Below are 15,165 nucleotides of genomic sequence, written 5' to 3' on the forward strand. Positions count from 1 at the left end.
CGGCTGTGGTTAACTTGTTCCACTGTGCTCAGTGCTACTCAGAGCTCTTGACTGGGCTTTCTACCGGATTAAGTGTTCTCACCAGCGCCCGCACATCCATGCCACTGGGATGTTGATATACCCGTAAACCAAACTCCGGCATAATCGACAATAAGTGGTCAAAGATATCTGACTGAATACCTTCGTAAGCCAGCCAGTCTGTAGTATTGGTAAAACAGTAAAGCTCCAGTGGCAGGCCGTCTGCCCCCGGCGATAACTGCCGCACCATGGTGGTCATGCGTTGATGAATGCCGGCGTGGTTTTTCAGGTAATGTAAAACATAGGCCCGGAACGAACCCAGGTTGGTAATGCGGCGGGTATTAACCGGCTCTTTACCCTGCTCGGCCAGCTGTTGGTTCCAGTCGTCAATTTCCTGCTGTTTGGCTGGTAAGTAATCCTGTAATAAGCGAAACCGTCCCAGCCGGGTAATTTGTTCTTTATCAAGAAAATGCACGCTTTGCTGATCCAGCATAATGCTGCGTTTAATACGCCTGCCGCCTGATTCCTGCATACCGCGCCAGTTTTTAAACGGATCTGTCATAAAGCGGCGGGTTGGAATAGTGGTGATGGTTTTATCCCAGTTCTGAATTTTTACCGTGTGCAGTGCAATGTCGATAACATCGCCATCGGCATTTAACTGTGGCATTTCAACCCAGTCGCCTACGCGCAAAACGTCGTTAGAGGAAATTTGCACGCTGGCTACCAGTGACAAAATAGTGTCCTGAAATACCAGCATCAGCACCGCAGCCATAGCGCCCAGGCCAGACAGCAACAGTAGCGGTGAGCGGTCAAATAACGCAGCAATAATCAGCACCAAAGCTACAGCATACAGGGCAATAGTCACTACCTGGATATAGCCTTTTATCGGCTTGGTTCTGGCATCTGGCCGTTGTTCGTATACGGTATTAACCAGGTTCAGAATACTGGCGATGGCCAGCGCTATGGTCAGAATAACAAAGGCGTTGCAAACGTTAACTACCACTGTTACCAGCCCTTCGGGCACATTGGGTATTAGCTTGACACCAATAGAAATAATCAGTGCCGGTACTATATTGGCCAGCCTGGAAATAAAGCGGAAATCTTTAACCAGATGGTGTGAGTTAAAGCTGGTGGTTTTAAGCGCGCGGATAATGCCGCCAATCAGGATGCGTTTAACAATAAAATTACCCAGCCAGGACAACAGCAGAATAATGCAAAGCGAAATGCCAAGTTGCCACTGTGGGTATTGTTCAAACCATACCGTGATATTATTCAGGGTTTCTGTCACGCGTTTTCTCCGTCAGGCCGGTGTTGTTTAACCTCGGCAGTTGTTGCTTGTCCGCTGGCTGCGGGTGGTTCGGGTTTGGTATCGGGGCGTTGCCGGCCGTTGCGTAAGTCACGGTATACTGCTGTGCGCATCAGCAACATTGCTGTTACCGGGGCGGTTAACATAATAAAGGCACTAATAAGTAGTTCATGAATAACAAGCCGTTGTTGCAGTACCGTGAAATACAGCATAGACGCCAGTAAAAAACTGCCGGCACCAAAGGTGATGGTAATGGCAGGGCCGTGAATGCGCTGATAAAAATGCGGCAGCCGCAGTAAACCTAAAGTACCGACCAGCGTAATAATGCTGCCGCAAATCAGCAGCAGGGCTACTGGTATAGCTAACCAGGGCGAAATATCGGCAGGAATTTGCATCATTCGATAATCTCGCCACGCATCAGAAATTTCGCCAGTGCTACAGACGACACAAAGCCGGTCAGTGCTATCAGCATGGCCCATTCAAAGTACACCAGGCTGGCAAAGCTGATGCCCAGCAATAGCGCAAACAACATGGCACAGATCCACAAAGTATCCAGTGCCAGCACCCGGTCCTGTGCGGTGGGGCCTTTTAGCAGGCGCAACATACACAGCAGCATGGCCAGCACCACACAGAACTGGGAAAAATACAGCACGATTTCCAGTAGAAGCTTCATGATGTCTCCCGGCTAAAAATAGCCATCAGCGGGTTTTCATAGCGTTGTTTAATGGTGTCTATCCACCAGTTTTCGTCGTGTAAGTCAAATACATGCAACGATAATTCATGGGTGTCTTGTAGAATTTCTACCCACACCGTACCGGGTGTGCAGTTAATCAGGCAGGATAACACTGCCAGGCCGGTTGGGTCGCTTAAATCCAGTGGCACTTTGATAAACTGCGAATTAAGGTTATCGGTTTTGCGAAACAAAATAATCCGGCTGACATTAAAGCAAGAGCGGATAACCTCCAGCAAGGCCCAGCTGAATAAGCGCAATATGGCAGCAGGTTTACCTATTCTGGCTTTAAATGGCCGCAGTGGCGCCGTTAGTAACGGCGCGGCAATAGCCAGTGCGCTGCCAAGTAACAGGTGTGCTGGCTGCAGAGTCTGGTTCAGCATTAGCCATAACAGCAGCAGTGCCAGTGACAATAATGGCGAGGGCAGCCAGCGGGTTATAAGCCTGTGGGTCATAAGCCTGCGGATCATAGTCCCTCCTGGGTTGTAACAACCGGATGTTGCAGCACCCGTTCAATATAAGCCGGTGTTTGTTGTAAATCGGTGCTGGCGCGGCTTAACAGGTTAAACAGTGGGCCCGCAGTAAATACCATGCTGACACCCAGCAGCAGTATTGCCAGTATTGGCAGAGCTTCTGTCGGGTGCAGCCGCAGCGGTGCGCTGTTGTACAAGGTCCAGAATGTGCGTACGCCAAAGCGCATCAGCGCAATAATGGCGCTAAGGCCCGCTACCAGCAGCAAGGTAAGAATAATCCAGCGCACCCAAAGCGGAGCATGGGCGGCGCCGCTGTCCAGTAAGCCATGTAAAATACTGAACTTGGCAACAAAGCCGGATAACGGCGGTAAACCAGCCATAATTAACGCGCAGGCCGCAAACGCCAGGCCAAGAAATGCCATCGCCGCCGGTATCACCACACCGGCGCTTTGCTGGGTATCTTCTTCTACGGCAAAAGCTTCCATACTCAGTGCCAGCACACTGGCCGCCGGGGTGTAAATGCGATCTGTCAGTTCAGTCAGCATAATAAAAGCAGCGACAGCCAGCGTGGAGCTGATGAGATAAAACAGCGCCGAGCTAAGTAAAGTAGCGTCACCATAACCAATCAGTGCCAGCAAGGTACCAGACGAAATTACCGCGCTAAAGCTGGCGATGCGACGGGGTTCCTGGCTGGCCAGTAAACCGACAGCGCCAAATGCCAGTGTTAACAAACCGCCACACAGCAAAACGGAACCGCCAAAACCGGCTGAAGCACCGGCATGTTCTGAAAACAGCAGCCACCACAGCCGTAAAATAACGTACACGCCTATTTTGGTTAGCAACACCAGCATGGCGGCAACCGGCGCACAGGCCGCTGAATAAGTAACAGGCAGCCAGAAGCCCAGCGGCCACATGGCACTTTTGGTTAAAAATGCCACCGCCAGAATGGCAGCACCGGTTTGCAGAATAAAACGGTCGGTGCTGTCCAGCGTGGCAATTTTTAACGCCAGATCAGCAAAGTTCAGTGTGCCGGTGGCAGCATATACCAGTGCAATACCAATCAGGAAAAACAACGACGCAACCAGATTAACAACAATATATTGCATACCGGCCCGAATGCGGCTGATGTTATAACCATGCAGCAGTAAGCCGTAAGAGGCGGCCAGCATCACTTCAAAAAAGACAAACAGGTTAAATAAATCAGCCGTTAAAATGGCGCCGTTAATGCCCATTAACAGTAGCTGGAACAAGGTGTGAAAGTGCACCCCGGTTTTAGACCAGCGGCTATAAGAAAATACCAGCGTAGCAGTACCAAGGGTAGCGGTGAGCAGCAGCATTATCGCTGCCAGACGATCTGCCACCAGCACTATACCAAAAGGTGCAGACCAGTTTGCCGCCAGATATACCGCCATATCGGCAGGCCACAAGCCGCTCTCGGCCTGCATCAGCAACTGTATTGCTGTTAACAGCATCACAGCGGTACTAAACAGGTTAATTAAAAACTTCAGCCGGTGATGGCGTTCATTAATTAACACCATCAGCGCACCGGCAATCAGCGGCAATAGTATCGGCAACATGATTAAATGCGGGTTCAGATACATCATTCTTCTGAATCTCTCTCTTTGCCGTCAACGTGGTCAGTGCCGGTTAAGCCGCGCGAACCGAGCAACACCACCAGATAAAGTGCGGTAGTGGCAAAGCCAATAACAATAGCGGTAAGCACCAAAGCCTGCGGTAACGGGTCGGCGTACAGCGAAGGGTCTACTACTTCGCCTTGTACAATAAGCGGGGGTTTATTTACCGACAAGCGGCCGGTAATAAAAATAAACAGGTTAACCGCATAAGACAGCAGCAATAAGCCGGTAATCACCTGAAAGCTGCGCGGACGCAGAATAAGCCAGATGCCAGAGCCAAACAGCACACCGATAGATAAAGCTATGGTTAATTCCATTAGCGGATCTCCCTGCTGGTTGTGGCGTTGTTGTCCACCGGTGCACCCGGCACCCGGTGGCTGCGCACAGACTGGTGCGCCAGCGCTACCAGAATTAACATGGTGGTGCCGACGACAACGGCAAACACACCCAGGTCGAAAATAAAGGCGCTGGGTAAATGTAACTCACCCAGTACTGGCAAGGTTAAATGGGCCGTGTGGGTGGTAAGAAATGGATAACCAAACGCCAGCGAACCCAAACCGGTAAAACAAGCCAGGCCAATACCCACGGCTATCCAGCGGTGCGGGTTAAGCTTAAGGCGTGATTCAATCCAGACGGTACCGGCCAGCATATACTGAATAATCATACCAACGGCGAAAACTAAACCGGCAATAAAACCGCCGCCGGGTAAGTTATGGCCGCGCATAAAGAAATAAGCCGCGCTGATGCCAATTACCGGCAGTAACAGCCGCAGGTAAATACCGGGGATCAGCAAATAGCCGCTATTGGCTTGCTGAGCCGGTGTTTGCCGGCTGGCCGGGTCTACCTGGTTTGCCTGCTGTGCCGGTATGCCGATGCTCTCCGGCGCCGGGCGAAAGCGTCGCAGCAGTGCATACACGGTAAGCGCCACTATGCTTAGCACGGTAATTTCACCCAGGGTGTCGAAGTTACGAAAATCCACCAGCAGTACATTCACCACATTAGTGCCGCCACCACCGGGTACGGCGTTGTCGAGGAAAAAGTTACTGATGGTAAAGTTAGCCGGGTGCAATAGTACAAAGTAGCTGATCACAAACATGACACTACCGGCAATAATGGCGATAACCAGATCGCGGCTGCGGCGTAATTTGTCGCGGCTACTGGCCACCAGGTTCATTTTGCGGGCTGAAATCCGCGATGGCAGCCAGCGCAGGCCCAGCAACAGCAGTACCGTGGTGACGGTTTCTACCATTAATTGGGTCAGGGCCAGATCGGGGGCAGACAACCATAAAAATGTCAGGCTGGTAACAATGCCGGTGCCGCCTACCAGCATTAAAGCTGCCAGCCGGTGGTACTTAGCCTGCCAGGCGGCACATACCGCACAGGTGCAGCCTATCAGCCATAGCAACGCAAAGGGCAGGTTAAAATGCTCAACCGACCAGACAGGGTTAAAATCAGGCATCGCCTGCAGCATTAATGCCGAGGCAAATAACCCGGCCAGCACCAGCAGCAGCAACTGTGACTGTAACCGCCGGCTACTAAACAGCCGCTCCAGCCTCGCCGCCGACGACGCCAGTATTAACATACTGCTTTCGTAAGCTTGCTTGCCGTTAAAGCGATACAGCATGGGAATATGCGCACTTTGCAGCAAGTTAAACCGGTATTTCAGCACTTTAAACAGCAGTATGCCCAAAGCAAAAGCCAGTATGCTCATCACAAGCGGTGCATTTATGCCATGCCATATGGCCAGGTTGTAATCGGGCAGGCGCTCGCCCAGCACCGAGGCGGCAGCCGTTTGTAACGGCACACCAATGCTCAGCTGAGGGGCTACGCCTACAATCAGGCAGCACAATACTAACAATTCCACCGGAAACCGCATCCAGCGCGGTGGCTCGTGTGGCTGCTTGGGTAATTCCGTTGCTTTGGCGCCAAAAAACACGCTGATAAACCGCATAGAATAAGCCACGCCAAAAACACCCATTAGCACCGCCGCGGCAGACATCCACCAGTTAGAACTGGGGCCCACCTGCAGTGCCTCGGCAAAAAACATTTCTTTTGATAAAAAGCCATTTAATAACGGTACGCCCGCCATTGCTGCACTGGCGACAATCGCCAGCGTGGCGGTGTAAGGCATTAAGCGCGATAACCCGGATAATTTTCGCATGTCGCGGGTGCCGGATTCATGGTCGATAATGCCCACTGCCATAAACAGCGAGGCTTTAAAAATGGCGTGGTTAAGCGTGTGAAAAATAGCGGCAACCATTGCCAGCGGCGTACCTATGCCAAGCAGGCAGGTAATCAGGCCCAGATGGCTGATAGTAGAGTAAGCCAGCAAGCCTTTTAAATCGTGCTGAAAAATAGCCAGATAGGCACCAATCAGCATAGTACAGACACCGGCAGTGCCGATGATCCAGGTCCACTCCGGTGTACCGGCCAATACCGGCCATAACCGCATCAGCAGAAAAATACCGGCTTTTACCATCGTTGCAGAATGCAGATAAGCCGATACCGGTGTCGGTGCTGCCATGGCATGGGGTAACCAGAAATGAAACGGGAATTGCGCGCTCTTGGTCAGGGCACCCAGTGCAATCAGCACCAGCGCCGGTAAATAGGCCTTATGGGCGCGAATAATATCGGCAGATGCCAGCACGGCATCTAAGTCGTAGCTGCCGGCAATATAACCCAGTAACAGTACACCAGCCAGTAAACACAGGCCGCCAATCGAGGTGACGGTAAAGGCCATTCGCGCGCCGCGGCGGGCATCGGCACGGTGGTGCCAGTAACCAATCAGTAAAAACGACGTCAGGCTGGTGAGCTCCCAAAACATCACCAGTTGGATCAGATTGCCGGAAATAACCACGCCTTGCATCGCGCCCATAAAGGCGAGTAAAAAGGCGAAAAAACGCGGTACCGGATCTTTGGGCGACATATAGTAGCGGGCATACAGCACCACCAGCAGACAAATACCCTGAATAAGCACTGAGAACAACCAGGCCAGGCCGTCCATGCGCAATACCAGGTTAAGGTCGAACATGGGCAACCAGGCCAGTTCATGTTTTATAACGATACCGCTACTGACTTCGGGATACAGGCTAAGTGTCAACAGCAGGCCGCAAAGCGCAATAAACGCAGCAAACCAGGCTTCACGATTGCGTGCATACGCAGGCATGCAGGCGGCAATAACACAACCGGCAAAAGGCAACAGTAGCAGAAGTAGTGTCATAGTTCTCCGAAATCAATAATATGCCGGGCGGTGCGGCATATGGGGCTGAGTAATGTGTCCGGTACAACAGCCATAGGATCGGGAGATAGCAGGCGAAAGTGTTGTTATTTAACCGGGTTTTGTCAGGGTAATTTGCATAAAGTTATTGTTTTTATTAGTCATGCCGTCGCGATTATATTAACTGCCATCTGGCGGGTCAACCCGGCGGATGTTAGCATGGCTGATATTTTTTGGTCGGTTTAATGACGGAGTTCACCTGAATGGCACAAATATTCAGCAATGTGGCAGTTAGCCGTACCTTATTAATTTTGATCCTCTGCGCCGGGGTTTTTTTCTTTATCGGTTTTCTGGTACCGGTACTGGCTGCGTTGATTATTTGCTTTGCCAGTTGGCCGTTATATAGCCGTCTGCTGCACTCTTGCAACAACAGATCGGCACTGGCTGCCAGCATCGCCATTTGCGCCATTATTCTTGGTCTGGTGATCCCGCTGGTATTGGTATTTTCTTATGCTATGCAGGAAATCCGAGCCTGGATCGGTTGGTTATTGCATGCAAATCAGTTTGGGGCACCGGTGCCGCTGTGGATTGCCGAACTGCCCTTTGCCGGCAGCTGGCTGGCTGAGCAATGGCAGTTATATTTATCTGAGCCGGGTGAGTTGGGGCATATTATCACTGTTGTAAGCGGCCAGCACCTCAGTGGCATTTCGCGCTGGGTACTAATGTTTGGCTGGAATACCGTTGGCTTTGTGCTGACGTTACTGTTTATGCTGATCACCCTGTTCTTTTTGTATAAAGATGGCGACAGCTTATCGTCGCAGTTGGATCGGGTAGGCGAGCGTATTTTGCCCAGCCGCTGGCAGCGTTTTTCCCGAGTGGTGCCGGCTACCGTTAGTTCTACTGTTATTGGTATGACAATCATTGCCATCGGCGAAGGTGTGGTGTTGGGTGTGGCATACTGGATAGCCGGAGTGCCTTCGCCGGTGGCTTTTGGTGTACTTACAGCCTTTATGGCACTGATCCCTGGCGGTGCGCCGCTGGCGTTTACGCTGTTGTCGCTATATCTGGTAGGTACCGGCGACATGGCTGCGGGTGTGGGGTTGTTTTTATGGGGCAGCATCGAGCTGTTTATAGTGGATAAAACTATCCGGCCTAATTTGGTGGGCGGGCCAATTAAGCTGCCGTTTTTACCCACATTTTTTGGCCTGATTGGCGGCGTAAAAACGATGGGGCTGGTAGGTTTATTTGTTGGCCCGGTGCTAATGGCCTTGTTGGTGGCCATATGGCGCGAGTGGCTGATTGATAACGACAGTAGCGATTATCAGGACTAGCCTTGCTGAAGTGACACAAAAGATAGCGGTTTAGCCTTTATAGAGAATTGAAGTATGTTTGTGATTGACCAGTTTATTTTATTGGCAGCGGTATTGATCCTGCTGGGTATTATCTCCAGTAAGGTGTCAGCTCGGCTGGGGCTGCCGGTGCTGGTATTGTTTTTATTAGTCGGCATGCTGGCAGGTGAAGACGGCCCCGGCGGTATTATCTTTAATAACGCCGAAACCGCTCATGCGTTGGGCACGTTGGCATTGGCGCTTATTTTGTTTGACGGTGGTTTGCAAACACCATTCTCGTCAATAAAGTTAGTCTGGAAACCCGCATCGGCGCTGGCTACGCTGGGGGTGCTTGTTACCGCTATGGTAACGGGGGTTGCAGCGGCCTATATTCTGAATATTCCGTTGCTACAGGGCATGTTACTGGGGGCTATAGTTGGCTCTACCGATGCCGCAGCGGTATTTTCATTACTGCGCAATGCCGGTATTCATATCAATAAACGGCTTAAATCGACACTGGAAATTGAAAGCGCGTCGAATGACCCTATGGCAATTTTCCTTACCGTAGGCTTGCTGGAAATACTGGTTAATGACATGAAACCCGGCACCGGGCTGCTGATGCTGTTTGTGTCACAAATGGGCATTGGTGCAGCTGTCGGCCTGGCCGTGGGCTGGATGTCGGTGAACATTATTAACCGTATTCATCTGGTGGCTACCGGGCTTTATCCGGTAATGGTTGCGGCCTGTGGTTTGTTGTCGTTTGGTATTGCCGCTAACCTGGATGGCAGTGGCTTTTTAGCTATATTCCTTACCGGGGTGGTTATTGGCAACAGCCGTTTTGTGTTTCAGCGCAGTACCTTCTTATTTCACGACGGGCTGGCCTGGTTAAGCCAGATCACCATGTTCGTGGTGCTGGGCTTACTGATTAACCCATCGTCGTTATTGGATGTCTGGTTTGAAGGTTTGCTGATAGCACTGGTGCTGACACTGGTTGCCAGGCCACTGGCGGTGGTGCCGCTGTTAAAACTGTTTGGCTTTAACCTGCGCGAAATTACGCTGGTGTCCTGGGTGGGGTTACGTGGCTCGGTGCCGATTATTCTGGCTATTTTTCCGCTGATTTTCGGCCTGCCCGGCGCTGCGCTTATTTTTAACGTGGTGTTTTTCGTGGTGTTGATATCTGCCACGGTGCAGGGCTCTACGTTGCCGCTGGTCGCACGCAAGCTGGGGTTAACCGAGCCACCACCTGCCACACCGGCAGCAACGCTGGAAATTACTGCGCTGGGTAAAGTTGATGCCGATATTGTCGAATATACGCTGGGCGAAAACTCCCGTGCGGTAGAGCGGCGCCTGTCGCAGGCCGCGCTGCCAGACGGTACTGTGGTTGCCATGATTACCCGTAATAATCAGGTGATACCACCACGCGGTTCAACCTGGCTGTATGCCGGCGATCATCTGTTTATTGTGTTAAAACCAGAAACACGCAGTTTTGTTGACAGCGTATTTTCAGCTACGGCAGAAGCCGGGCGCCATGAACTGCCACAAACTGAACTTAAACTTAAAGGCACAACCCGGGTAGAGGATGTACTGCATTCTTACGGCATTGCGCTGGCAGCAGCGCCTGAAGCAACACTGGATGAAGTACTGCGCCAGGCACTGGCTGAAAAGCCGCAACCGGATGCTACGGCAGAATCCGGCGGCGTGTTGCTAACGGTGCGTGACATGGTAGGGCCACGTATTACCACGGTAGGTGTGCTGCCACCGGCGCTAAACGTGGCGCAGCAGCCTACTTCCAGTATTGCTCAACAGTAATATTACCCGGATCGCGGCGCAGGTTTTTCTTCAGGCCCATGCTTTGTAGCAGAGCTTTAGTGTCGGTAATCATTTGCGGGTTACCACACAACATAACCTGCGAACGCTCGTTAAGCGGTTGCTTGCACGAGCGCTGTAATGCACCCGTTTGTATCAGCTGTGGCAGGCGTAGATCTAAAGCGCCTGACATCGCTTCCCGGGTTACCACAGGTTGATAATGCAACTGATTCGGGTACTGGTGCTGCCAGTGATGAATGTAATCGCGGTAGGCTAAATCGGCGATGGTGCGCACAGTATGTACCAGCACAATATGCTTAAAACGCTGCCATATCGTATGAGTGCCCAGCATCGATAAATAGGGCCCGATGCCGGTGCCGCTGGAGATCAGCCACAGGTTATCGCCGTCCGGCACTTCATCCAGAATAAAAAAGCCTGATGCTGGCTGGCTGACATCCAGTTTGTCGCCCATCTTCAGTTGCTGTAATAGCGGCGACAACAGGCCGTCGGCCACCGTGCTGACTAAAAACTCCAGCTCGAGGTTGCCCGGGCTGTTTACCAGCGAGTAAGCGCGTTGTACCCGGCCATCCGGTGTATCGATAGCCAGGCGGACAAACTGGCCGGCAATAAAGTCAAACGCTGGTGTTTGCACCTTAATGCTGAACAGGTTGGCGTGCCAGTGATGATTCGCCGTTACCGTGCCGCTAAGCCATTGCGCCATAATTAGTTTCCTTAAATTAAGCCCTGCTTTAGCCTAGCTAACAACAGAGGGTTACTCAACTACCTTTTTGTTTGCCGGCACGCTGGTGGTGTATGCAAAACCGCTAAACTAATGCTGCGCTGCATGCTATGTTATTGCCAATGTTTAATAGCACAGCAGTTACTATGAGCAGCACCTTTTTCTTCGGCGAATGGCAGGTTGAGCCTGCAGCCAATACATTACGTCGTGGCAAGCAGCTGCAGCAGCTTGAACCCAAGGCTATGGATGTACTGGTATTGTTATGTCAGCACAGCGGTGAAGTGCTTAGCAGTGATGATATTGTCAGCCAGTGCTGGCCCGATACCGACACCGGCGATAACCCGCTGCATAAAACCATTAACCAGCTACGCCGGGCGCTGGGTGATACGGCTACCAGCTCCAGCTATATCGAAACCATTCGTAAACGCGGTTACCGCACTCTGGCTGAAGTGCGTTTTCCGCTGGGGCAGGAGCAAAGTGCCCAGCCGCAAAGCTGGCAGGGCGGTTCACCATTTCCGGGCTTACAGGCCTATGATGCACGTTACGCCAAAGTATTTTTTGGCCGTGGTGCGCAAATTGACACCTTATTACAGCGTATTTCACAGCAAGTTCAGTATGGCCGTGCCTTTTGCTTATTGCTTGGCCCCAGTGGCAGCGGTAAATCGTCATTAATTAATGCCGGTGTTATGCCCAACCTGATGCAAAGTGGTGGTTACAACGGTATCCAGGTAATGGACTGCACCAGTCTGGATTTAGCCGACGTCGCGCAGCAACAGTTATTTAGCAGCCTGGCCAGTGCATTGTTGGACTGGGAGCTCAACGATACGCCGGTATTTGCCGGCGACAGCGCCGACAGCCTGGCACAGCGGCTGTTACAAAACCCGGAGCAGGTTTTACAGCAGTGCCATGCCGTGTTGGCGCAGCAAAAGCAGACCCGCCAGCGCTTTGCGCTGTTTGTTGACCGGTTGGAAGTGCTGCTGTCATCTCCGCTGTTTAGCACCGATGAGCGTAACACCTTTGTCGATTTACTCGAGCAGTTTGCCAACTCCGGTGTGGTGCTGGTATTAAGTGCCTGTCGCAATGAGTTTTACCCCTCTCTGGTGGCTTACCCCAGCCTGATGGCAGGCAAGGGCCGTGGCGCGCATTTCGACTTAGCCCCACCGGGCCGTGCTGAGCTGCTGCAGATGATCCGGTTACCTGCACTGGCAGCAAATTTAAGCTGGGATACCGATCCTGATACTGCGATACCACTGGATGAAATGCTCTGCAGTGAAGCGGCCAGTAATCCGGATGCCCTGCCGATGCTGCAGTACACGCTGCAGGAACTGTATTTGCAACGCAGCAAAGATAACCGTTTGCTGGTGTCGGTGTACAAAGCGCTGGGCGGTATTGAAGGTGCCATTGGTAAAAATGCCGAACAGGCGATTAAAGGGCTGACAACAGCACAAAAAGCCAGCTTACCGCGGGTATTGTCGTTGCTGGTAACCCTGCGTGAAGACGAGCAAACTATTACCAGCCGTAGCGGGCGCGCTCAGCAACTACAAACCGGCGACGAGCGCATGCTGGTACAAACCATGGTAGAGCACCGCTTATTTGTGTCACACCTGCAAAACGGCGAACCCTGTTTTAGCATCGCGCACGAAGCGCTGCTGCGGCGCTGGCCGAGGGCTACCGCCTGGATCACCGAGCACCACGACAGTTTAAGCGTAAAAAGCCGTTTGCATCACTTAACCAACCGCTGGCAGGCCGAGAGCAAAAACAGCGCCTATCTGCTGGCCGAAGGTAAACCGCTGCAGGAGGCCCTGTTGTTGGCAAACAACAGTTTATTTCAACTCGATGCAGAAGAAAGTGGCTTTATTCAGGCGTCAGCCAAAAAAGCCTGCATGTTACGCTGGGGCCGGCGAATGACGGTCGCGTTGTTGTGTGTACTAACCTTTACCGCTGTAATTATGAGCATTAAAAGCTTTGAAGCCGAGCAACAAGCCCAGCAAAAGCGGCTGGCGGCGGAAAACCTGCTCGGTTTTATGGTGGGCGAGTTCGCCGATAAATTGCGCAGCATAGGCCGGATGGACTTACTCGATGGTATCAGCAATAAAGCACTGGAATATTTTAGTGATTTCTCTTCCGCCAACGATCATCTAACTGCCGAAGCCCGCTTTAAACATGGCCAAACTCTGGAAGCGATGGGCGAAGTGGCTTATTCGCGCGGTAAAACCGACGAAGCCGTGGCGGCACTGCAAGCGGCCAGAGTTAAACTGCTTTCGGTGTTAGCGGAGCAACCCGATAATTTAGAGTTATTAAAAACCTTAGGTGCCAATGCCTTCTGGCTGGCGCAAATTCAATATGATGCCAGTAACTGGCAGGCGGCGAAGCCAGAGTTTGAGTTGTATTACCAATACAGCGAGCGGATGTATCAGTTAGCACCAGACGATTTAGACGCCATTATGGAGCTGTCTTATGCTACCAACTCGCTGGGTTCACTGGCGATGGAACTGCAGCAGTTTGATGTGGCGCGTAAAAATTTCGAAGAATCGCTGCGGCTTAAATTATTGGCGCAAACAAAACAACCGGATAGTGGGCAGTTGATGGCTGATATTGCGGATACACGCTCCTGGCTGGCCAGCGCAGCTCAGGCTGAAGGCAATGTATCTTTGGCGATCAGTATCCATAAACAGTTACAGGGTGATCTTGAAAAGACCGAAATTATTCAAGAGCTTTATTTACTACACAGATTGACCGCTAGTTATCAGATTCTGGCTGATTTGCTCAGTTATCAAGGGAGAATAGCAGAGGCTTTATCATATACAGAGCTGGGTTATGCAGCATTAGCTAAAGCAATAGAGCAAGATCCGAAAAATACTAACTTGCAAAAAAGAAAATACTACTATTATTTTCAGTCATTTAAGTTTTCAACTGACTTAAATGTAACACAAGTTGAGCATAATCTAGCTTCGTTAACTGAAGCTATGCATGCAGAACAATCAGTGCTCTCTGATGCAAATCGCAAGGAGAACATTGCCAGACATTGGCTTACTGCGGCGGAGCACCTGCAAAACATAAAACAGTTTGTGCAGAGCAAAAAATATGCAGACTTAGCACAAGCGGCTTATGATGAGCTGGTAGAACAATACTCTCAGAATATCAGCTATACCGCATTTTTAGCAGACAGTCAGCTGTTGCAGGCAAAAGCTTTAGTTGCAGCTAATCAGCGTGATGTTGCAAAGTCCCTTTGCCAGCAGGTTCAGGGGCGTTTATCTATAATAGCGATAATTAATAAAGATCCTCGTTACAGTATTGCTTACGCCAAAGCGCTGGATTGCCTCGGAGAGCTTCATGCGTATCCAGAGCTTATTGCTATGTTGCAGCGAAATGGCATAGAAAATATTGAATTTTAACCACAACCATAAGGAAATATACGATGTTAGATACAAATGGTACCGCAACATTTTTTAAAGTTACTGTAATGCTGGAAAATGGTGAGCCTGTATTTAGTTATACAGATGCTGATGATACCCCTGTTACTGGCGATATCACTTTTACAGACGCTGGCACAGTTACCTATCAACTGAACGACCGCACAGGTAAGGGTTTAAAGTTTGTTGGTGTGGGTTTTAATACGCCTTTTGATGGTATTGTTGATGCGGTAACGTTAAGTTCTGACGGCCAATTAATACAAATTATTGATTTGGATAGGCTACCAGGTTGTACCGAATTTCAATTCGTATTGAGTAACACTGCGAATACACTGTTGGTCCTAAGTCCAGATCCTCAAGTGATCAATGTTCCTAAATAATAGGATAACTGCAGTTGCTCAAAGGCTCTGTACTTTAGTTTAAGCCCCGCAAGGGGCTTTTTAGTCTTTTAAAATCAATAGATTAAATCAGAAGGTTGTCAGAAGGTTGTTTATATAGCTA

The 15,165-nt window shown here is 50.8% G+C and carries 12 protein-coding genes; 4 read left to right on the forward strand and 8 right to left on the reverse strand.

All coding sequences use genetic code 11. The features are described 5' to 3' along the window. Positions 1 to 34: 34 nt before the first annotated feature. From AR688_RS01745 to AR688_RS01775, 7 genes are read right to left on the reverse strand one after another with little or no spacing between them, the layout of a single operon-like run. Positions 35 to 1,306, reverse strand: coding sequence for a mechanosensitive ion channel family protein (locus tag AR688_RS01745; protein WP_068228233.1), 1,272 nt, complete (start codon positions 1,304 to 1,306; stop codon positions 35 to 37). Then, a complete protein-coding gene (mnhG, locus tag AR688_RS01750; protein ID WP_156420188.1) occupies positions 1,303 to 1,722 on the reverse strand; it encodes a monovalent cation/H(+) antiporter subunit G in 420 nt (139 codons plus the stop codon). The genes AR688_RS01745 and mnhG overlap by 4 nt, the downstream gene beginning before the upstream one ends. Next, a complete protein-coding gene (locus tag AR688_RS01755; RefSeq protein ID WP_068228236.1) occupies positions 1,719 to 1,997 on the reverse strand; it encodes a K+/H+ antiporter subunit F in 279 nt (92 codons plus the stop codon). Before AR688_RS01755 ends, mnhG begins: the two co-directional genes overlap by 4 nt. Beyond that, positions 1,994 to 2,524, reverse strand: a complete 531-nt coding sequence (locus tag AR688_RS01760) for a Na+/H+ antiporter subunit E (protein ID WP_197412084.1) — start codon at positions 2,522 to 2,524, stop codon at positions 1,994 to 1,996. The genes AR688_RS01755 and AR688_RS01760 overlap by 4 nt, the downstream gene beginning before the upstream one ends. Continuing rightward, positions 2,521 to 4,131 carry a monovalent cation/H+ antiporter subunit D gene (locus AR688_RS01765; RefSeq protein ID WP_068228241.1) on the reverse strand — a complete coding sequence of 537 codons (1,611 nt, stop codon included), beginning with the start codon at positions 4,129 to 4,131 and terminating at the stop codon, positions 2,521 to 2,523. The genes AR688_RS01760 and AR688_RS01765 overlap by 4 nt, the downstream gene beginning before the upstream one ends. Continuing rightward, the gene (locus AR688_RS01770; protein ID WP_068228246.1) at positions 4,128 to 4,478 is read right to left on the reverse strand and encodes a Na+/H+ antiporter subunit C; all 351 of its coding nucleotides are present in this window, start codon (positions 4,476 to 4,478) and stop codon (positions 4,128 to 4,130) included. Before AR688_RS01770 ends, AR688_RS01765 begins: the two co-directional genes overlap by 4 nt. Next, positions 4,478 to 7,381: a monovalent cation/H+ antiporter subunit A gene (locus AR688_RS01775; RefSeq protein WP_068228249.1), complete on the reverse strand. Its 2,904-nt coding sequence runs from the start codon at positions 7,379 to 7,381 to the stop codon at positions 4,478 to 4,480. The genes AR688_RS01770 and AR688_RS01775 overlap by 1 nt, the downstream gene beginning before the upstream one ends. Positions 7,382 to 7,641: 260 nt before the next feature. Between AR688_RS01775 and AR688_RS01780 the strand changes: the two genes are divergently transcribed. Next, the gene (locus AR688_RS01780) at positions 7,642 to 8,709 is read left to right on the forward strand and encodes an AI-2E family transporter (RefSeq protein WP_068228252.1); all 1,068 of its coding nucleotides are present in this window, start codon (positions 7,642 to 7,644) and stop codon (positions 8,707 to 8,709) included. A gap of 54 nt (positions 8,710 to 8,763) precedes the next feature. Continuing rightward, complete coding sequence (locus AR688_RS01785; RefSeq protein WP_068228254.1) at positions 8,764 to 10,515, forward strand: potassium/proton antiporter; 1,752 nt, start codon at positions 8,764 to 8,766, stop codon at positions 10,513 to 10,515. Here AR688_RS01785 and AR688_RS01790 read toward each other — a convergent pair. Beyond that, the gene (locus AR688_RS01790; protein ID WP_068228260.1) at positions 10,490 to 11,233 is read right to left on the reverse strand and encodes a ferredoxin--NADP reductase; all 744 of its coding nucleotides are present in this window, start codon (positions 11,231 to 11,233) and stop codon (positions 10,490 to 10,492) included. The two genes, AR688_RS01785 and AR688_RS01790, sit on opposite strands and share 26 nt — an antisense overlap. Before the next feature lie 164 nt (positions 11,234 to 11,397). Here AR688_RS01790 and AR688_RS01795 point away from each other — a divergent pair, with 164 nt between their 5' ends. Together AR688_RS01795 and AR688_RS01800 are read left to right on the forward strand one after the other, a co-directional pair. Then, the gene (locus AR688_RS01795) at positions 11,398 to 14,646 is read left to right on the forward strand and encodes an nSTAND1 domain-containing NTPase (RefSeq protein ID WP_068228263.1); all 3,249 of its coding nucleotides are present in this window, start codon (positions 11,398 to 11,400) and stop codon (positions 14,644 to 14,646) included. Between the two features lie 23 nt (positions 14,647 to 14,669). Then, positions 14,670 to 15,044 carry a DP-EP family protein gene (locus AR688_RS01800; RefSeq protein WP_068228266.1) on the forward strand — a complete coding sequence of 125 codons (375 nt, stop codon included), beginning with the start codon at positions 14,670 to 14,672 and terminating at the stop codon, positions 15,042 to 15,044. Positions 15,045 to 15,165: the final 121 nt, after the last annotated feature.

The organism is Rheinheimera sp. EpRS3 (assembly GCF_001513785.1).
Classification (GTDB): domain Bacteria; phylum Pseudomonadota; class Gammaproteobacteria; order Enterobacterales; family Alteromonadaceae; genus Alishewanella.